The sequence below is a fragment of the Prevotella sp. C0026C3 genome (assembly GCF_056590795.1).
In genome coordinates this window covers 41,877-61,852 of sequence record NZ_JBWPWW010000014.1, presented here as the reverse complement: position 1 = coordinate 61,852, position 19,976 = coordinate 41,877, and the positions used below count along the sequence as shown (strand labels likewise).

18 protein-coding genes, 1 tRNA gene and 1 pseudogene are annotated in these 19,976 nt (G+C 43.7%); 6 read left to right on the top strand and 14 right to left on the bottom strand.

Going from position 1 to position 19,976, the window contains the following annotated elements; all coding sequences use genetic code 11:
* Positions 1 to 143: 143 nt before the first annotated feature.
* Together AC1EK4_RS09270 and AC1EK4_RS09265 are read left to right on the top strand one after the other, a co-directional pair.
* Positions 144 to 1,226, top strand: coding sequence for an HNH endonuclease family protein (locus tag AC1EK4_RS09270; protein ID WP_480358012.1), 1,083 nt, complete (start codon positions 144 to 146; stop codon positions 1,224 to 1,226).
* A gap of 11 nt (positions 1,227 to 1,237) precedes the next feature.
* Positions 1,238 to 1,750 (top strand): YqhA family protein, encoded by a 513-nt coding sequence (locus AC1EK4_RS09265; RefSeq protein WP_480358011.1) that lies wholly within the window; start codon positions 1,238 to 1,240, stop codon positions 1,748 to 1,750.
* Between the two features lie 58 nt (positions 1,751 to 1,808).
* On the opposite strand, the pseudogene AC1EK4_RS09260 reads toward AC1EK4_RS09265, so the two are convergent.
* From AC1EK4_RS09260 to AC1EK4_RS09215, 10 genes and pseudogenes are all read right to left on the bottom strand, one after another.
* Positions 1,809 to 2,486 (bottom strand): annotated as a pseudogene (locus tag AC1EK4_RS09260) (site-specific integrase); the annotation flags it as partial.
* Positions 2,468 to 2,851 carry an efflux RND transporter permease subunit gene (locus AC1EK4_RS09255; RefSeq protein ID WP_480358009.1) on the bottom strand — a complete coding sequence of 128 codons (384 nt, stop codon included), beginning with the start codon at positions 2,849 to 2,851 and terminating at the stop codon, positions 2,468 to 2,470. The pseudogene AC1EK4_RS09260 and the gene AC1EK4_RS09255, both read right to left, overlap by 19 nt.
* The gene (locus AC1EK4_RS09250) at positions 2,784 to 3,143 is read right to left on the bottom strand and encodes an efflux RND transporter permease subunit (protein WP_480358007.1); all 360 of its coding nucleotides are present in this window, start codon (positions 3,141 to 3,143) and stop codon (positions 2,784 to 2,786) included. The genes AC1EK4_RS09255 and AC1EK4_RS09250 overlap by 68 nt, the downstream gene beginning before the upstream one ends.
* 415 nt (positions 3,144 to 3,558) lie before the next feature.
* Positions 3,559 to 4,323 (bottom strand): glycerophosphodiester phosphodiesterase, encoded by a 765-nt coding sequence (locus AC1EK4_RS09245; RefSeq protein ID WP_062433398.1) that lies wholly within the window; start codon positions 4,321 to 4,323, stop codon positions 3,559 to 3,561.
* Positions 4,324 to 4,541: 218 nt separating this feature from the next.
* Positions 4,542 to 4,623: transfer RNA gene (locus tag AC1EK4_RS09240), tRNA-Leu, on the bottom strand.
* A gap of 55 nt (positions 4,624 to 4,678) precedes the next feature.
* A complete protein-coding gene (locus tag AC1EK4_RS09235; RefSeq protein WP_062433173.1) occupies positions 4,679 to 5,692 on the bottom strand; it encodes a S41 family peptidase in 1,014 nt (337 codons plus the stop codon).
* Positions 5,689 to 6,513 (bottom strand): DUF3316 domain-containing protein, encoded by an 825-nt coding sequence (locus tag AC1EK4_RS09230; RefSeq protein WP_369796360.1) that lies wholly within the window; start codon positions 6,511 to 6,513, stop codon positions 5,689 to 5,691. The genes AC1EK4_RS09235 and AC1EK4_RS09230 overlap by 4 nt, the downstream gene beginning before the upstream one ends.
* Positions 6,497 to 9,205 carry a DNA gyrase/topoisomerase IV subunit A gene (locus tag AC1EK4_RS09225; protein WP_036900619.1) on the bottom strand — a complete coding sequence of 903 codons (2,709 nt, stop codon included), beginning with the start codon at positions 9,203 to 9,205 and terminating at the stop codon, positions 6,497 to 6,499. The genes AC1EK4_RS09230 and AC1EK4_RS09225 overlap by 17 nt, the downstream gene beginning before the upstream one ends.
* A gap of 261 nt (positions 9,206 to 9,466) precedes the next feature.
* Positions 9,467 to 10,516, bottom strand: coding sequence for a ribonucleotide-diphosphate reductase subunit beta (locus AC1EK4_RS09220; RefSeq protein WP_036900618.1), 1,050 nt, complete (start codon positions 10,514 to 10,516; stop codon positions 9,467 to 9,469).
* 47 nt (positions 10,517 to 10,563) lie between these two features.
* Positions 10,564 to 13,083 carry a ribonucleoside-diphosphate reductase subunit alpha gene (locus AC1EK4_RS09215; RefSeq protein ID WP_480358005.1) on the bottom strand — a complete coding sequence of 840 codons (2,520 nt, stop codon included), beginning with the start codon at positions 13,081 to 13,083 and terminating at the stop codon, positions 10,564 to 10,566.
* A 356-nt stretch (positions 13,084 to 13,439) separates the two neighbouring features.
* On the opposite strand from AC1EK4_RS09215, the gene AC1EK4_RS09210 reads away from it, so the two are divergent.
* The 3 genes from AC1EK4_RS09210 to AC1EK4_RS09200 are packed head-to-tail and all read left to right on the top strand — an operon-like array spanning position 13,440 to position 15,515.
* Positions 13,440 to 13,907 (top strand): radical SAM-associated putative lipoprotein, encoded by a 468-nt coding sequence (locus tag AC1EK4_RS09210; RefSeq protein ID WP_036900614.1) that lies wholly within the window; start codon positions 13,440 to 13,442, stop codon positions 13,905 to 13,907.
* 41 nt (positions 13,908 to 13,948) lie between these two features.
* Positions 13,949 to 14,395: a radical SAM-associated putative lipoprotein gene (locus AC1EK4_RS09205; protein WP_480358004.1), complete on the top strand. Its 447-nt coding sequence runs from the start codon at positions 13,949 to 13,951 to the stop codon at positions 14,393 to 14,395.
* Positions 14,396 to 14,435: 40 nt separating this feature from the next.
* Positions 14,436 to 15,515 carry a TIGR04133 family radical SAM/SPASM protein gene (locus AC1EK4_RS09200; RefSeq protein WP_036900610.1) on the top strand — a complete coding sequence of 360 codons (1,080 nt, stop codon included), beginning with the start codon at positions 14,436 to 14,438 and terminating at the stop codon, positions 15,513 to 15,515.
* Positions 15,516 to 15,639: 124 nt separating this feature from the next.
* On the opposite strand, the gene recA is transcribed toward AC1EK4_RS09200, so the two are convergent.
* From recA to AC1EK4_RS09180, 4 genes are all read right to left on the bottom strand, one after another.
* Positions 15,640 to 16,668: a recombinase RecA gene (gene recA / locus AC1EK4_RS09195; protein ID WP_062433154.1), complete on the bottom strand. Its 1,029-nt coding sequence runs from the start codon at positions 16,666 to 16,668 to the stop codon at positions 15,640 to 15,642.
* Between the two features lie 104 nt (positions 16,669 to 16,772).
* Positions 16,773 to 17,201 carry a four helix bundle protein gene (locus AC1EK4_RS09190; protein ID WP_082721677.1) on the bottom strand — a complete coding sequence of 143 codons (429 nt, stop codon included), beginning with the start codon at positions 17,199 to 17,201 and terminating at the stop codon, positions 16,773 to 16,775.
* Positions 17,202 to 17,279: 78 nt separating this feature from the next.
* Entirely contained in the window at positions 17,280 to 18,518 is a 1,239-nt protein-coding gene (locus AC1EK4_RS09185) for a saccharopine dehydrogenase family protein (protein WP_480358001.1), read from the bottom strand.
* A 44-nt stretch (positions 18,519 to 18,562) separates the two neighbouring features.
* A complete protein-coding gene (locus tag AC1EK4_RS09180; RefSeq protein WP_480358000.1) occupies positions 18,563 to 19,171 on the bottom strand; it encodes a DUF6621 family protein in 609 nt (202 codons plus the stop codon).
* Between the two features lie 443 nt (positions 19,172 to 19,614).
* Here AC1EK4_RS09180 and AC1EK4_RS09175 point away from each other — a divergent pair, with 443 nt between their 5' ends.
* On the top strand, positions 19,615 to 19,902 hold the full coding sequence (locus tag AC1EK4_RS09175; protein WP_036899077.1) for an RNA recognition motif domain-containing protein: 288 nt from the start codon (positions 19,615 to 19,617) through the stop codon (positions 19,900 to 19,902).
* Positions 19,903 to 19,976: the final 74 nt, after the last annotated feature.

The following is a 19,976-nucleotide window of genomic DNA, read 5'->3' as shown; positions in this document are numbered from 1 at the left end:
TTGTTTTGTCTTTTAATAGGTCTTTTCCTGTTTATTTCAAACGTGGATTAAGGTGCAAGGTGTCGCTGAATAGTTACCTCCAAAGTGTGAATTCTTCAAATACGTTTTATAATTTTGCACTTGCTGGTTGACTCTGCGTGCAAATGTTTATTTTCCAAAATAATCGTGGCAAGAAGCCTACAAACTTGGAAATTATCAAAGCACAGTTTATGTATAACATACATCTGTATGCGCCTATCGAGGACAAACAATACATATTATCTGAAATTACAGAGCGGTTTGAACACATCTATAAGTCTATTTCTAAGATAGAGGGCAATATAGATGAGGATAATGTATTGAATTACACTATAAAAGTTTATCGCAATTCATTAGATGATATAAACTCTATCACTTTTGTAGGAAAGGAATTAGGCAAAGCCGATAGTTGTATATCATTCATAAGGGATTTTACGTTACAATTAGCATCCTGTTTCAGCCAAATAAGCAACTTCTTAGAAGAAGAAAAGAGAAATATCACTTTCCATGCACTATTGGTTTCTTCAGATCGAGGTATAATGTTCCCATTCGTTATTAAAGCGTTGCTAAAAGAAATGCCCCAAAAGGATATGAATAAATTGGCAAAGGCATTGGAGCAAATATTCCTTCGCGACCGAATTATTGGCACAAGAGCTAATCTTGTGTGGCGCTTAAATGAATGTTTTCAGAAGATGGATAATAGTGCGGTGTCCGTAGTCAATCATATTCAGTGGATGAAGAATCGAAATGATTGGTGGGGCTATTGGAATAATGACGAATTATTACGCACTCTAAATATGGGGATGAACCACAATACAGCCAAGATACTATTGTGGAAATATGAAAATCATCTCATTCTATGCGGAAAAGCAGGGTATAAGCCATTGAGATTTGATGACATTGACCAACCACATCTTGAACATATCGCCCCTCAGACTGAAAACCAAGAAGCAGATAATGGGTATTGCCAATATGACGAGGACTTTTACAACCACGACTTGGAGTGCTTGGGCAATTACTTACTGTTGTCAGGTAGTCATAATATCTCGCTAAGCAATGGTAGATTTCAAATAAAGCGTGATAGTTATACACATCTGCAACAACAATTAGAGGTTCAGAGAATGACGGAGCAAGACCAAGTTTGGGACAAGGATAAAATTCGTCAGCGCCACACAAAGATAATTGATTACTTAATGGAAATTCTTTAAACGTTAATGTAATGAGTAATAAATTAGAAAAAGCTATAGAATGGAGTATATTCCAAAGTCGATGGCTTCAAGTTCCAGTATATCTTGGGATGTGTATAGTAATGGCCATGTATTCTTATGTATTCTGCAAAGAAGTTGTATGCAATCTCGTTGAGATAGAGATGTTTACAGAAGAAAGCATGCTTATGTTAGCTATTGGAGTAGTAGATGTTTCAATGGTGCTTAACTTGATAATTGTATGTATAATTGGTGGTTATTGGTCCTTTGTTAGTAGATTGGAAATAGTTGAAAAAGATAAAGATAATAGTCAATTCAACTATCTTGGCATGATAAATCCTAACACTTTAAAGCACAAACTGATGATTTCACTCATTAGTATATCTGCTGTTCATTTGTTAGAGAGTTTTGTTTCTCCTAATATAGACGCACATCGCACCGCTATACAGATAGCTATTCATCTTGTATTTGTTGTTTCCGCATTGGCAATCACATTTATGGATAAAATAGGGCATAGTCATCATTGATAAAGTTATAAACAAGATAAAGCGAAGAAAGAGACAAAAAACTTTCTTCGCTTTATTATTATCTGGCATAGCTCTCTATCAACCTGTCCATATCCCTTGAAATCTTGCTATCCGTTATTTGAGCATAAATCTGTGTACTCGCAATGGAAGCATGTCCCATCATTTTGGCGATACTCTCAATCGGCACTCCTGCCTCCAATGTCAGCGTGCCGAATGAATGGCGACCGACATGAAAGGAAAGTGGCTGTCGAATACCACAAGCCAAGCCAATAGCCTTGAGGTGCATACCTATCTGTATTCTACTCAGCGGTGTTGCAAAGATGGGGCTGGCTTCTTTCTTGTCTTTTGCTGGGTAAAGTGAGAGTATCTGTTCGGCTATCGGGTGCAGTGGCGTAATGCTCTCTACATCGGTCTTTTTTCTATACTGACGGATATAACGTATCCCTGCATTGTTTGTTTCAATATCACAATACCGCAACTTGCTCACATCGGCAAAAGCCAAGCCTGTGAATACTGAGAAAAGGAATATCCTCCGCACAAACTCTGCTTCCTTGTTTTGAAAGGGCATAGCCAAAATACGAGCAACATCTGTCTTACCCAAACAGCGAATCTTCCGCTCTACTCGCTCATACTTTGCATCCTCAAAAGGATTGTAGCGAATAGTTTGCTGACTTACCGCCCTATACATCAACCGACTTAGCCAAAATAGGTTCTGTTTTATTGAGGATAAGGCATAGCTTTATTACCTTGAAGCGCATTAAAGATATCCATCAGTGTAATACCTAGTACTTGTAGACGTTCGGGTTGTATGGCTACTTCATATTGTTTGAGATAGCCACCCCAGCTGTTCACTTCTACCACTCCTTTGATACCGGATAGCTGGCGACGCACAATCCAATCTTGTATGGTACGTAGTTCCATTGGTGTGTAACGGTGCTCGTATCCGAGCTTTACATCAAGTGTATATTGATAGATTTCGCCCAGTCCGGTAGTGATGGGACCCATTTCCGGTGTACCGAAACCTTCGGGAATATTAGTCGAAGCAGATTTTATCTTCTCTGCGATGAGCTGTCTCGGTAGATAGGTTCCCCATATTCTCACCAAAAACAATGGTAACGACCGATAGGCCAAACTTTGATACAGACCGGATTTCCTTTACTCCCGGAAGGTTTGCCATTTCCAGTTCTACTGGAGCAGTAATGAACTGTTCGATTTCTTGTGTAGATAGATTTCCCGATGTTGTAATTACCTGTACTTGGTTATTGGTAATATCGGGTATGGCTCCCACAGGAATATTGACAATTGAATAGACTCCGAAACCGGCGATAGTCAGTGTGAAAAGGATGACTATTAACTTGTATCTCAAGCTGAAATGGATAATTTTCTCCAGCATATATTATAGAGATTTTATGATAAAAGATGTGAAGTTTAATAAATATTTAAATATACTCATAAATTATAATACCATTCAAGTGTTTGGTTTAAAATGTTACATATTTAGATGTAATCTATTTAGAACTGTCAAATAAGGACTATTCTATCTTGGATGTTTCTTTTCTAGGAAGCAGAAAACTTTGTAAGGAAATACTTATTTGTGTTGTTTGATATGTATTTGTCGTTTGTTTACATATCAAAAAGAGCCTGTTTTAAGTTGTTGCAAGGGCGTGGCAGCAGTGCTGCATGAGCCGAACAGCAATACTGCCTCGGCTTTGCAGTAAAGTGATGATAAAGTGCTTAAAATCAGATATTTACATCTTCGACGGATTAAGTGAAGTGCATGTGGAAGTAAGGTGGCTACTTCATTTGGATTATTGTGCCCCTTGCATGGCTTCAATCGGATTATTGGTGGTGATGAAGTCGACACCTGCCTCGCTCATCTCTTGAATGGTGGCAGGTTCGTCTACGGTCCAAGCATTGACGGTCAAGCCTAATTCATGGGCTTGGCGTATCCATTCCGGATGTTGTCGGAATGCGCTATAATGATAATCAAGACCTGTGAAGCGGAGTTTGTGTAACTCTTCGGGCGAGACGTTTCCACGCAGATAGGCTACTTTAGCATGACTGTCTAATCGTATGAGTTCCTTGCATACGTCCATGTTGAACGAGATATATTCCACTCTGTCGGCCATACCATATTTCATTACTTCTTGCAAAGTCTTCCGAGCGGCCTCTCTGTTTCGTTCGAGGGTGGCGTGCGACTTGATTTCGATGATGAGTTTAGTGGGACTTTTGCTCTTTTTGAGCATTTTGAGGAAGTCTTTGAGTTGTGGCATGTGCTCGCCGTTGTCAAGCACGAGAGCTTTGCATTCCTTGTAAGTAGCTTGTTGTATGTTTACTCCTTTGAACGTAGGGTCATGGTTTACCATCAAATGTCCATCGGCAGTGAGCCAAATATCGGTTTCCGACCCATAAATTTGCAAGTCCAGAGCATTCTGTAATGATTCACGAGAGTTCTGTGCTGCGCCTTCCATTTTCCAATGTCCACGGTGCGCAATGACTTTATGTGCGCTCATGGTGAGGGTTGATACTGCTAGTAATGTGGCGATGATGAGGCTTCGTAGTGTTATTTTCATGATGAACTTGTAATGAGGTTTTATTGTTGGTTTATTCTTCTTTCCGAGTCGTATGCCAAATATACGCATAATTCTACATATAATATATGGTGTAGAGCATAAAATATGTGAATCGAAATCGGCCACCCTTGGTACACTGAAAGGGATGGGGGAGCGAGACATACTGTAGAAACGATAAAAGCCGAATACTCAGTTGAGTATTCGGCTTTTACCTTTCGTGCGCCTGATAGGACTCGAACCTACACAGCGTGAACTACTAGATCCTAAGTCTAGCGCGTCTACCAATTCCGCCACAAGCGCATTTGCGAGTGCAAAGATACATATTTATATTTAGAAACTGCAATTTCCTACGAAATTATTTTGCCAATAATTGTCGGGCATACTCAATGAGCGTATCACGTCCACGTGCGAAATCCGCCGTCGATTGGTGTACCGTATGGTCTGGTTCGATACCAAACTCTGTGTCTTTTTTATCCTTATCGTACATGGGACAAGCACTGAATCGTACGCCCCAACCATTGGGTAGCTCACTGGAGAAAGGCAATCCGGCACCACCACCTGTGCGGTCTCCCACCACCACGACGTTCGGACAGCACTTCATATACTTCACAAACTCGTTGGCAGCACTATACACCGAACGGTTTGTCAGCACCACTACGGGTTTTTGCCATCTCACTCCTTTGCTTGGAGAGAGAGTCTGTTCCGTCATCGGCGAGAAGTCGTTGTGTCCCGGACCAGTCTTATGATGCATATAACCGACGAGTATTTGCTCGTTGGTGAAGCGTGCAGCCAACTCCTTAGCACTCGTCATCATGCCTCCGCCATTGTTTCTTATGTCTACAATGAGGCCTCGGCAAGTTACCAATGCCGACAATATATTGTCGAGATTTCCGCTTCCGAAATCGCGATTAAAGGTGGAACAACGCACGTAACCTACGTTATCGTTGAGCACGCGATAGCTCATTCCGTTTGAAATCTTATAGTCTTTCCCCAAATAGATGGACAGCAATGAGTCGCTGAAGTTTTTCGGATAATCTTCATGCCAGCTCCAATTGCGTGCCAGATCGAACGCTGTAAATAGATTCACATGACCGTCTTTCAACTCCGATAACATGTTGGCCAATACCTCAAACAGTTGTGTTTGCGACATGTTGTTGTCTATCTGTGGCGCATAGCGTGCGTGTACTTCGTTCCAATCTACCTTTTTATAAGAGAAGAAACAGTAGTGCTCATCCATGATTTTCCACAATGCTTCGAAATTACCTTGCGGAGTTTGGGCAAATTCTTCTTCGTCTACGCATGATGAAAAACAAAATATCATGCACAAACAGGCGGTCAGAAGCGATATGAAAGGGTGTGGATTCTTCATTTCTTTGCAAAAGAGAAACGTTTGACAAAGCCCACAATGAGGGCGTGGGTATAAATGTGTGTCTTCAAATTGTTCACATACGACTGCTGGAAATCGCCTAAATAACCGGCTCGTATGGTCGTTCTGCCAAGTTTATAATCGAGTGTCAGCATCTGTCGCAAGGATGGAGTAGAGACCGTTGTAGTCGGCACGATGTTATGATCGTAGTTCCCCTCCGAGAATATCTCGTAATAAGCTTGTCCGTAAGCGGGACTAAACATGAGGCCAACGAGCGGTACTGCCACTTCATAACGTACGAAAGTGGGGCGTCCATGCAGTATAAACTGGTAGCTGGCGACGGCTGATGGCTGCAAATTGATGTAGACACGGGCTTGTGCCGGATTGTTTCCGTTGCGGTTATTATAAATAAATCCCACGTTGGTATCAGCCATTCCGCCGAGTTTGAGGTTTAATTTATGATTGGCAAAATGCCAATTGTAATGCCACGCATAGCAGAAGTTGCACATGCCAGCCATCTCAGTTCCGTTGCCGGCGCGATTTCCTGCGAACGCCACATCGCCTTGTATGGTAATCTCGCGCGACCATTTACTATAGTTAGGTTCGCATACCGACTGCCACATCAGGCGTAGTTCGGTGCCTCGATACTTCTCTGGAGAGAGATAGGTGTCTAATAGATTGGTCGTACCTACGCCCACCATGAAGGCATTTAAAACCTTCATGGTATCGCTTTGTGCTTGCATTCCGATGGTCCATAGGCCACTGATTAAGCACAAAACAACCTTCTTGACCGGTTGGGATAGCTTGCTATACATCCACATCATCGAACAAACTCAACTGTCCGGTAATCTCATCTCTCACCTGTTGTTCGCTTTTTCCTGCATCAGGATCAAGGTCTTCGTCTTCCTCTTCTTCCTCATTGGTATCTTGAGATTCAGTGTTTTGAGGTTCTGGGAAGCGCGTTGGCTCCAACTCTTGAATCTCTTCCACCTGCCAAGTGGTAATACGTTTGCCCTTGGCCTTGAATCCTTTGACGCCTACAAACTGCTCTGCGTCTATTTCAAGTGGGGCACGTGAGCCGTCGGCACCACCGAAGTTGACTTGTATACGAGGGTATACCGTGTCGGTAAGCAACACTTCTTTAGACTCCGGATTTTCTCCTAGATAAGTCTGTCTGCGCTTTGTTGCTTCGAGCATGAAGCGTTTCAGATATGGATAATTCTGATTGTCGGCATCGAAGACCACCGCTGTCCACACCTTCTCCGGCACATATTTCTCGATGATACGAATGTTGTCTTCGTAGTGATTGTTTGCATCGAAGTCGGTAATATAGTATTCTCCGTTGTCAAGAACGACGAGAATGCTGTCGTCATCGTTGAATTCGCCGAGGAAACGTCCGTGCTCGTCGTAGTTAATACGGTTTACATCGGGGTCGAACCATACCTTGCGACCACCCAAAGTAGAGTGTCCGCGATTCTTCAAACCGATGCGATGAACTTCTTCTTTCACCAAGAGATTACCGCGAGATGCACGTCCCTTAATCTTCACTTCGGCAAAATCTTTCTCTCGGAACAGGCGTGTACGCACCTTCTTCTCGTTCGGTTCGAGTGTAATCTTTATTACTTCGGCCTCTCCGTTGGGGTTGGCTGTCATGTACATAACCTTAGATCCCGGTGTACCGGCAGTTAAATCGTACTCTCGATCGCGCGTTACGCCCAACACGTTGAACCGTTTGATGTAGTAATATCCCTTCTTTCCGTCGCGATAGACGACGTTGTAGACTGTTCGTCGGTCGTTGCGTTTGAACACTTGTAGGTGGATAATGCCCTTACCCACGAACATTTTGTCGGTTACTTTGGTGATGCGATACTTGCCATCTTTAAAGAATATGATGATATCATCAATATCTGAGCAGTTACAAACAAACTCGTCTTTCTTCAAACCTGTACCCACGAAGCCTTCTTGGCGGTTGATATAGAGTTTCTCATTGGCCTCTACTACTTTGGCAGCTTCAATGGTATCGAACGAACGAATCTCAGTTTTGCGTGGATATTGCTTGCCATATTTTTGTTTGATAAAGTCAAACCAGTTGATGGTAACGTCGGTCATGTGAGCCAAATCGTGCTCTATGTCCTTGATTTCGCCTTGCATCTTGGCTATCAGTTCATCGGCTTTATCCTTGCTGAACTTCAAGATACGTTGCATTTTTATTTCCATCAAGCGCATGATATCGTCGTGTGTCACCTCGCGAATGAACGTAGGTTTGAAAGGCTCCAGCCGCTTGTCAATGTGTTTCACGGCTGCATCCATGTTCTTAGCCTCCTCAAATGCTTTGTCTTTGTAGATGCGTTCCTCTATGAAAATCTTCTCTAAAGAGGCGAAGAACAGCATGCCGAGCAACTCGTCTCGGCGTATCTGTAGCTCACGACGCAATAATCCCATCGTGGAGTCTACACTGTGGCGAAGCACATCACTCACAGTGAGGAAGCAAGGCTTGTTGTCTTCAATGACACAACAGTTGGGCGAGATATTCACTTCGCAATCGCTGAAAGCGTAAAGTGCATCTATCGTCTTGTCGGAAGAGACACCTGGAGCTAGATGTACTTGTATTTCTACGTCGGCAGCAGTATTGTCGTCTACCTTCTTAGCCTTGATTTTTCCTTTTTCAATAGCTTTCAGAATGGAATCGATGAGGCTGCTGGTGGTCTTGCTGAACGGTATTTCTTTGATCACAAGTGTCTTGCTGTCGAGCTTTTCTATCTTGGCTCTTACTTTCAAGGACCCACCACGTTGCCCGTCGTTGTACTTACTTACGTCGATAGAGCCACCGGTAGGGAAATCGGGATAGAGTTGGAATGCTTCTCCACGCAGGTAATTGATGGCGGCATCGCATATTTCATTGAGGTTATGTGGCAGCAGTTTGCTACTCAATCCCACAGCGATACCCTCGGCACCTTGCGCTAATAGCAATGGAAACTTGACCGGTAGAGTGATTGGTTCTTTGTTACGCCCGTCGTAAGAGAGTTGCCATTCGGTAGTCTTCGGATTGAAAACTACGTCGAGAGCAAACTTCGATAGACGTGCTTCTATATATCGTGATGCAGCCGCACGGTCGCCCGTGAGGATGTTTCCCCAGTTCCCTTGTGTGTCGATGAGCAAATCTTTCTGTCCCATTTGTACCAATGCGTCGGCAATAGAAGCGTCTCCATGAGGATGGAACTGCATGGTATGTCCCACGATGTTGGCCACCTTGTTGTATCGACCGTCGTCCATGCGCTTCATAGAGTGTAAGATACGTCGCTGAACGGGCTTCAAACCATCTTCTATATGGGGCACGGCACGCTCCAGAATCACGTAAGAAGCATAGTCAAGAAACCAATTCTTGTACATGCCACTCAGGTGATGTACGGCCGAAGCATCAAACCTGTCGGCAGGCTTGTAGTCGTTTCCTGTGTTCCCAACAAGTGTGTCTTCCGAATTCTCCGATAGTTCGTTGTCTCTTATCTCGTCGTCCATAGAAATATGTTTTCCTTATAATTATAGCGTCAAAGTTACGAAAAAAAACTTAGAAACAAGAAAATATCAGTGGTAGGAAGGCTATTATTGATAAATTGCAACGGCTTGTCAGCGATGCTGTTGAGGCTTTTCAGCATCATTGCCTAGGCTATGCAGCGATGTTGTTTTGACCTTGCAGTCGGGGCATAAAGAAATTGATTTATTGTCAAGTAGATGTGGTATACGATAAAAGGCGAACCATTGGGTTCGCCTTTTAGATTGTTACAAGTCATCGATGAGTGCCGTACTCTTGGCATAGGCCGTACTTTTGGCCTCGAAGAAGTCGGTTTTCACCTTGTTGGCGTTTGAATATTGTGCCACCCATTGCATATCGGCTGGTTCCGAACGATTATCTTCGAAGAGGTAACCGAATCCCAGACTGTGCCAACGCAGGTTGCCTAGATAGCGTATGTAGTCGGAAACCATCTGCTGGGTGAGTCCTTGTACGTTATCGCCAATGACATATTGCCCCCAAGCTATCTCTTGTCGGATGCCCTCGCGCATCATTTCCTCGTACACAGCCATCTTCTCTGACGTGAAGAGATCGGGTTCTTCTTGCTTCAACTCTACGATGATGTTGCGGAAAAGCCATAGATGGGTGTTCTCGTCGCGGTTGATGTAGCGAATCTCTTGAGCCGAGCCCGACATCTTACCGTTTCTACTAAGATTGTAGAAAAACATGAAGCCACTGTAAAAGTAGATGCCTTCGAGGATGAAGTTGGCCATACATGCTTTCATCAAACGGAATTTATCGCGGTGGGCTTGGAACTCGTTGTAGCAGTCGCCGATAAATGTGTTGCGTCTCAACAAGTGTTCGTCGGTCTTCCACTGATAGAGTATGTCGTTTCGTTCTTCGGGCGAACAGATGGTATCCAGCATGTAACTGTAGCTTTGGCTGTGCACACACTCTTGGAAAGTCTGTATATGTAGACAGAGATTTACCTCGTTTGCGGTGATGTACTCACTGATGGTGGGCAGGTTGTTGCTCTGTAATGAGTCGAGAAACACGAGAAAACTCAATATCTTATCGTATGCCGTGCGCTCTGCTTGAGGCAGGTTGGGGTAGTCTTTGGTATCTTGTGTGAGGTTGATTTCTTCCGGAATCCAAAAGTTGTTCATAGCCTGACGATACCAATCGCTTACCCATGGGTAGCGCATATTATTGAAGTCGTTGAGGTTAGTAGAGTTCCCACCTATCATACGGCGTAGTCTTAGGTCGGTGTCTCCTTGTGGATTGAAAAGCGCGTTGCGCTGTAACTGATTATTATCCATATCGTTTATTTTATCAATTCAGTTTATAGGGTGATGGGGTCGTGGGATTATGAGGCACAGCTCTCGCACTCTTCAACCTCCAACGACTTGCTGCGTACGTAGTAAATGGTCTTGACACCGCTCTTCCAAGCAAGCAGATAGAGGTCGAGTACTTGGCGCATGGTGTAGTCGTTGGTAATATAGAGGTTCATGCTCTGGGCTTGGTCTATATGGCGTTGACGGATACCCGATGCCCGTACGCTCCACTGTTGATTGATGTGGTAGGCACCTTTATAGAGCCAGTATGTGCGGTCGGAGAGGGCAGGAGCCACACGTGGAAGCATGGCGCCCTTTTTCTCTTCTAAGAAGAAACGCTGCATGATGGGGTCGAGTCCGGCTGTCGTACCCGCAAGTATGCTTGTACTGCTGGTTGGAGCAATGGCTAATAGATAGGCGTTGCGCATACCTTGGTCGGCAACCTTTTGACGGAGTTGCGTCCATTCTTCCGATTTGTAATCGCGTTTGTCGAAGTATGCCCCTGTCTGCCAGTCGCTTTCGTCGAAGTATTGATACCGCCCTTTCTCCTTGGCTAGGTCTGAACTGGCAGAGATGGCTGCATAGTTGATGGTTTCAAACACTTTGTCCATGAACTCTAGATGGCGGTCGCTCTCCCATTTAATGCCTCTAGTGGCCAGCGCATGATGGTAACCGCTCACGCCGAGACCTATACTGCGATAGCGATGGTTGGTGATTTGGGCGTAAGGAACGGGATAGAAGTTGAGTTCGATGACGTTGTCGAGCGCACGAATGACGGTGGCTACCTTGTCGCACATAGCTTCTTTATCTTCCAAAGGCAATCGGCCGAGCGACAGACTGGCAAGATTGCATACTACGAATTCGCCCGGTTTGACTGTCGTTACCACCACTGTTTCACCGTCTTTGGTTTGTATCTCGCGACTCACTTCGTCGATGGAAGCCATGTTTTGAGCAATCTCGGTACATAGATTAGAGCAGTATATGATGCCTTTATGCGAATTGGGATTGGCTCGATTCACGATGTCGCGGTTGAAAGTGAAGGGAGTTCCGGTCTCAACGGCAGAGCGGAGGATAAGCCTTACCAAGTCTTTGATGGTGATGATGCGGCGTGAGATGCGGGCGTCGTCTATACATTCTTGGTATCTGCGTTCCCATTCTTCGCCGTAATAGTCTTCGAGTGAATAGCCCTTGACGCGCAAAATCTCGTTCGGACAGAACAAGTACCAGTTTTGGTCGAGGCTTTGTTCGGCCATTTTCCAGAATAAATCGGGGTAGCAGATAGCCGGGAATATGTCGTGAGCTTTCATGCGGTCGTCGCCATTATTGGTGCGTAGCTGCAGGAATTCGGGTATATCTTTGTGCCAAGCATCCAGATATACGGCCACAGCTCCTTGTCGCATGCCCAGTTGATCTACTGCCACAGCGGTGTCGTTGACCAATTTCATCCATCTGATGACGCCTCCGGCTACTCCCTTAAAGCCACGGATACTGCCTCCGGTAGCCCTTACTTTGCCGAAGTACATGCCCATACCGCCACCAAATTTGCTTACCTGTGCAAAGTTGTCGATGCTGCGATAAATGCCAGTGAGGCTGTCGGGGACTGTATCGATGAAACAACTGGAGAGTTGATGGTTAGGTTTGCGAGCGTTGGAAAGGGTGGGGGTGGCCATTGTCACTTCCAATTTACTGAGCAAATGGTATATTTTCTCCACCCACATCAAGCGATTTTCTTTCTCCGGCATGGCTAGATGGAGGGCTATACCCATGTACATCTCTTGTACACGCTCAATAATTCGACCGTCGTAAGTGCGGATAAGATAGCGCTTGGCCAGCAAGTCGAGCCCACTATAATTAAATAGGTGGTTGCGCGATTCGACCATGAAGCCCTCGACTTTGGCTATCTCTTCTTTGGAATAGTTGTCTAGTATGTAGCTGCCGTAGAGTCTCTCGTCTGTCAGGTAGCGCAATTTCTCGTAGAAAGTGTTGATTCCTAACTTCCTTTCTTCCTCTTCAATGCCTCGGTTTATTTGGAAGCTGAGCAATCTGCCTGATATCATTTCCCACATCGGACTTTCTGCCGTGGTAAGTTCTACGGCCGCTTTGATGAGCGCGTTGAGTTTTTCTTTTTGGCTCATGAGGGGTTTTGAGAAACTTACAAACTTATCTGATAGAAGTGTGACGCTGTACTCTGCCTCGCGAAAGTCTTGACGAATGCCGTTGAGAACCTCTTCTATGCCATTGTCACCGATATTGAATGCGATGTTCCTAATGTATTTTCGCTGCTCGTTTCGTTGCCATCTGAAGAGGATATAACTTTTGGCTTCGTCGTAGAAACCGTGTTCCATCAAAGTCTTTTCTACCTTGTCTTGAATGTTTTCAACATCTCGTTTGTCGCCATGTTCGTTGAGGTAGCATTCTACCTCGTTTGCCATAGCTTCGATTTCTTGCTCATGTCCAAGATTGTTTACGCTGTTGAAACTCTTCTTGATAGCTGATATTATTTTTTGTAAATCGTATATTTCGATTTTACCATTCCTTTTCTTGATTTCCATTATTGCTGTTTTAACCTAAGTTGTTGATGTTAAATTGGTTATGCTTTGGTTGCTGTTAAACTCTTATTAGACTTTTAAATAAGAGCTATTCTATTTCGTTCAACTTTCGACAAAGTTACGTAAAAAAAGTTATCCAATTGAGAAAATAATTGAAAAGTTTTGTAATGATTACATCTTCTATTATTGTTGCTCAGATAATGTGAACACTATTATGTTTTGTTCTTGCTCTAGAGGTGGTGCTGAAATCAGTTTTTAACAAGATTAAAAAAGTATAAAGAGGGGCGAAAAGTTGGAAATAGGGCGCAAGATTTATTATTTTTGCGATTATAACAATAGAAAACTTTAATAGAAGAAACATGAAAATAAGGCTTAATCATTGGTATAGTGCAATTCTTGCTTCGCTGATTTCGCTGCTCGGTTTTGAATCTTGTGATTCTACAGGTACTGAGGAATATGGTACACCAATAGTGTCTTATCAAGTGAAAGGAAACGTGAAAGGAGACACGGGAAGCGATCTAAGAGGAATTCAAGTGACAATAAAAAGTCGAAATTATCGTGAAACGCAGGGGAGAGATACGGCTTATACCGATGCCAATGGTAATTTTGAGATGAAGAAGTTAAAGACTTATGGGGAGTCATACTTGAAGAATGAACTTGTTGTAACGTTTGAAGACGTGGACGGCGAAGCCAATGGTGGCACGTTTGAAAAGGACTCTTTGAAAGGCATGCAGGTCACTATTGTACAGAAGAAAAAAGGAGAGCATTGGTATGGGGGTGATTTTGAGGTGACAGCAGATAAGAAATTAACTAAGAAGTCGAAGTAGATTCACTCCTTATTATAATAGTAACATTTAATGAATTGACCATGAAAGTACAATTTACACATTGGTATAATGCTCTATTGGCAGCATTGTTTACCCTGTTAGGATTTGGTTCTTGTAGCAAATCTTTAGACGACCCTGATGGACCAATGATTTGTGAATATGGCGTTCCTAATATTTCATTCCAAGTAAAAGGACAGGTAAAGACGGAAGATGGAGCTCATATCAAGGGCATACGAGTTGTTGCAATACCAACTAATAACTATTTGGGAGGACGCGATACCGTCTATACAGATGCAGAAGGGAAATTCTCTACTAAAAAGTTGTATAGTTCTAGTGAAAGATATTTAAAGGAAGACCTTGTCGTTATGTTTGAAGACGTGGACGGCGAAGCCAATGGTGGCACGTTTGAAAAGAGCTCTTTGAAAGGCACGCAGGTCACTATTGTGCAAAAAGAAAAAGGTTCCGGATGGAATAGAAGGGTACTTTGAGGTGACAGCAGATAAGAAATTGAAGAAACAAAAGAAGTAAATGAAAGCAACACCTCTATCATTTCGCCGTAAAGTGGCATTGGAATTGTGGCGCAAAATGCTCAATCAAAAGGTGGAAGAGCATCCCTTGCGCCAGTTGTTTTGGGAATGTACGTTGCGTTGTAATCTTCATTGTAGGCACTGTGGAAGCGATTGTAAGGTGAAGATGGAGGCTAGGGACATGCCGAAAGAAGATTTCTTGCGCGTGTTGGATGGCATTGCTGCCAAGCAAGATCCGCATCAAGTGTTCGTTGTCGTGACTGGTGGAGAGCCTTTGATGCGTGAAGATTTGGAGGAATGTTGCGCTGCTATTTATGAGAAAGGATTCCCTTGGGGTATGGTGACTAATGGGTTGTACTTGACACAAGAACGTTTCAATAAGTTACTGGATGCCGGATTGCATTCCATCACCGTGAGTATGGATGGGCTAGAGGAGGATCATAACTGGATGAGAGGGCACAAGCATAGCTTTGAGCGAGTCTCTTGTGCTATTGATATGATGGTGGCTGCCTATCCATTGGTGTTTGATGTGGTGACTTGTGTGAACCGTCAAAACTATGGAAAGTTGAATGATATCAAGGAGTTTTTGATTGCTAAGGGTGTTAAACTTTGGCGTTTGTTCAGTGTATTCCCTGTGGGTAGGGCTGCCTATGACCCAATGATGCGCCTTACGAATGAAGAATTCAGAGGACTTTTTGATTTCATCAAGCAGACAAGAAAGGAAGGACGAATCCATACGAGTTACGGTTGCGAAGGATTCTTGGGCAACTATGAGGGCGATGTACGCGATAATTTCTTCTTTTGTAATGCCGGTATAACGACCGGATCGGTACTAGTTGATGGTTCCATCTCGGCTTGTGCGAGTATTCGTGCCGACTATCATCAAGGCAATATTTATGAAGATGACTTCATGGAAGTGTGGGAAAATCGATACCAACCCTATCGTAATCGTGAGTGGATGCGTAAGGATGAGTGTGCCGATTGCAAGTATTTCCGCTATTGTAGAGGCAATGGTATGCACTTACGTGATGGTAATGGTAAGTTGTTATTGTGCCATCTAAAACGTCTACAAGCAGTATAAATCACTTACAGGTGTTATTAAGATTTTATGAAAGGGTAAGAACCTTTCCCTATTATATATAATGTAAGAATGAGAAATGGCAGCTATGTATTGATACATAGCTGCCATTTTGTATTTTACAAACTTATTGTTTCTCGGCAATAGCCTGTTTGATTAAGCCTTCAAGTTCCTCGCATAGTTCCGGATTGTCGCGGAGTAACGCCTTGGTAGCATCTCTACCTTGTGCCAATTTTGAACCGTTGTAGCTGTACCAGCTACCACTTTTCTGCACAATACCGTATTCAACGCCAAGGTCTACAATCTCTCCAATCTTGCTAATACCCTCTCCGAACATGATTTCGAATTCTGCCTTGCGGAAAGGAGGAGCCACCTTGTTCTTCACAACCTTAACACGTACTTCGTTACCAATCTGTTGGTCGCCGTCTTTGATGGCTGTGCTGCGACGAATATCTAGGCGCACCGACGCATAGAACTTCAGTGCATTACCACCTGTTGTGGTCTCCGGGTTGCCGAACATCACGCCAATCTTCTCGCGCAACTGGTTGATAAAGATGCAGGTAGTATTTGTTTTGCTGATGGTAGCCGTAAGTTTTCGCAGTGCTTGACTCATCAAACGAGCTTGCAAGCCCACCTTGTTATCGCCCATATCTCCCTCGATTTCCGACTTAGGAGTAAGTGCAGCGACCGAGTCAACGACCAAAATATCAATGGCAGATGAACGAATCAACTGGTCGGCAATCTCTAAAGCTTGCTCTCCATTGTCCGGTTGAGAAATCCAAAGGTTCTCTACATCCACGCCCAACTTTTCTGCATAGAAGCGGTCAAAAGCGTGTTCGGCATCGATGAATGCTGCGATACCGCCGGCTTTCTGCGTCTCAGCGATGGCATGGATGGCTAATGTTGTTTTACCAGAACTTTCCGGTCCGTAGATTTCGATGATTCTTCCGCGTGGGTATCCACCTACGCCGAGAGCCACATCTAGTCCGATACTACCGGTAGGGATGACCTCTACATGTTCTACTTGTTGGTCGCCCATGCGCATGATGGTACCCTTACCGAAATCTTTTTCTATCTTTGACATAGCAGCCTGAAGCGCTTTCAGTTTCCCCTCTTGTGCAGCTTTCAGTGCGTCTGTTGTTTCTTCTTTTGACATAATAAAGGAGTTATGTTGTTAATTGTAGTTATGGAGTTAAGCCAAATGCTTATGGGCGTAATCTCCTTGATATTTATTTTGTTACAGTCTTGATGTTGTTGGAGTTACAGAGGCTTGCGAAGAATTTGTGTAGCGTCTACTATTATCTCATGCATTATATATTTTTTGTCGAAAGAGTGATTGATAATACCCTTACAATATCCATTAAGCAATTTACTAGTAGTTTCTATTTGTATACATAGACTGTCGTGTTGTGGCTGTGATATGTATTTTAAATCTTTCGCTAACAGTATGTAGTATCTGCATTCCTCCAAACTACCTTGAGCTATATTTAGAAACCTTAGCTTGTCGGCTTTGCTGAGTTTGCGATATCCTTCGGCTATATTGGCCGGGATAGAAACGGCTACTTGCTGGAATTGAGAAGTGAGTCCGAATTTCTCAGAATTAGGAAAAGAGGAAGTTACTTGATAAACAGGGAGCACAAACTTATGTGCTTCGCGCCATGCAATAATGTCTTGAAAAGAACAATTCATTGACTTTTATAAGCTTGTGGGAGTATAAGCATTTGGCTTAACTCCCAATTACTCCTCTAACTCCTTAACTCCTTGAAATTACAATTCCAACTCCCCACCGAATACTTCGTGCCAAGGCAGGCCGCACTCATTGAGTTTTTCCATGAATGGGTCGGGGTCGAAGTTCTCTACATTCCACACACCGGGCTTGCGCCATAGACCTTTGAAGAACATCATGGCACCAATCATGGCAGGTACACCGGTCGTGTAACTAACGCCTTGCATGCCTGTTTCCTTGTAAGCTTCTTGGTGTTTGCAGTTGTTGTAAACGTAGTAAGTGAGTTCTTTGCCATCCTTGATACCGCGAATACGGCAACCGATACTGGTCTCACCATCGTAGTTTTCTCCGAGATCTTGTGGATTTGGCAATACAGCCTTGAGGAATTGCAAAGGTACAATCTTTACTTTTGCAGTCTTACCTGAACCATCTGCCAACGGAGCTTCGTATTCTATTTCGTCAATACGGCTCATACCTAGGTTCTGAATACAGTCAAGATAAGTGAGATACTGTTGTCCGAAAGTCATCCAGAAGCGTGCCTGCTTGATGGTAGGGTAGTTTAATACCAAACTCTCCAACTCTTCGTGGTGCATCAAATAGCTCTCGCGAGGGCCGATGTTTGGATAAGTCAGCGCCTTATGTACAGCCAATGGTTCGGTCTCAATCCACTGCCCATCCTTGTAATAGAGTCCCTTTTGTGTAATCTCACGGATGTTGATTTCGGGATTAAAGTTGGTTGCAAAGGCCTTATGATGGTTTCCGGCGTTGCAGTCAACGATGTCAAGTGTATGGATTTCGTCGAAGTGATGTTTGGCAGCATAAGCCGTATAGATACCGCTTACACCCGGATCGAATCCGCAACCGAGGATGGCTGTGAGGCCTGCCTTTTCAAATTTATCTTTATAAGCCCACTGCCAAGAGTACTCAAAGTGTGCTTTATCCTTTGGCTCATAGTTGGCTGTATCGAGATAATTCACCCCACAAGCCAAGCAAGCGTCCATGATGGTGAGGTCTTGATAGGGGAGAGCGAGGTTGATAACCAACTCCGGTTTGAAGCTGTTGAAAAGTGTTTTGAGCTGTTCCACGTCGTCGGCGTCTACCTGAGCCGTTTCTATGGGCATGTTCCATCCAGCTTTATGGATGTCTTCTACTATTTTGTCGCACTTCTCTTTCCGCCGACTAGCAATCATGAAGTCGGTGAATACATCAGCATTCTGTGCTATTTTGAATGCTGCCACGGTAGCTACGCCACCTGCTCCAATCATTAATACTCTTGACATAGTGTTTATTTTGTTGTTTTTGTGATTCTTAATTGACTATCTGTTTAATAGCTCTTTACTTCGTCGGCCTTGATTCCCAGTGCGCTCATGAGGCTGTATCCCAATATTTCTTGCCTAAAATTGCCACCTTCCATGGGTTGCATGGCAAAGATGGTGATGCGCTTTTCGTCGTCTATTTGGCGCAGTGTCTGTCGAATGGTAGCATAGAGCTCGCCTTGTTCTGCGTTAGGGATGACCATGATACGCTTTACTTCCGGGCGTTCCAATGCTAGACAGAGCACGTCTAATATCGCCTCGTCTTTAGAAGTCATCTTTCCTGCAGCGATGGTATTGACACTGAACTCGCCTAACTTCTTGTCTTTGAAAGCACGACCATCCAACTCTTTGGCATAATCAGAAGGTTGAAAGTTGTCCATTTGCAGTTGATTTTCGTCATGAATGAGAACCATTTGTATTTCATTCTCACCCGGACGGACTCCTCCATCCAGCGCTATACATACACCCCATTGACTCATATCGGCCTTTGGAATGCGTCGTCCAATCATGCGTTCGAAGTTTACGGTGAGGTTAAAGGCCACTTTGTCGATGTAATCGGCATCGGCAATCAACACGTTTTCACTCCATTTGATACTGTTAGTCTCTTGTGGATTCATACTTGCAAAGATAGTGTAATCTACTGGAAAGGCAAAGGAAAGCGTCGTTTATTTTGACTATGAAGGCGTCGTGGAATCACCATTGATTTATTGCAGGGGCTTGGCAGTGTTGCTGTCTCGGCTTTTCAGCATTACTGCCAAGCCCGAACAGAGATATTGCTACGGCCTTGCAGTTTGGTAGTTGAAGAGTTTACAAGTTGGCAAGTAGACGAGTTTAGACTCTAATAGCCCCACTCTTAAATATAAAAAAGGTTATTTTTGTATAGAAAAGCGGTTGGTTATAGTTTGTTATAGATTATTTACCATACCTTTGTTGCGAATTTGAGTTTCGGCTTATTATCGTAACGCTCTTCCTTTTACAAGTTAAATAGTAAGCAGCAGCTCCTTTAATTATTCTCTTAACTCCGATTTCCAGTATTTATTTAAAACATCATTTATTAAAAATGAACATTTACATTTCAGGCCTAAGCTACGGCACAGACGATGCAGCTTTGGGCAACCGTTTTTCAGAGTTTGGGGAAATTACATCAGCAAGAATCATCGCTGATCGCGAAACAGGACGTTCTAGAGGCTTCGGCTTCGTAGAAATGTCCAACGACGACGATGCTCGCAAGGCCATCGACGCACTTAATGAGACGGAGTTCGATGGTCGTACTATTTACGTAAAAGAGGCTATGCCCCGTGAGGAGCGTCCCCGTCGTAACTTCAACAACGACAGGAGAAGATATTAAATAAGAGTTGACGAATAGACAAGTAAACGAGTAAACTAGTTTATGAGTTTATAAGTGAACGAATGGACAATATG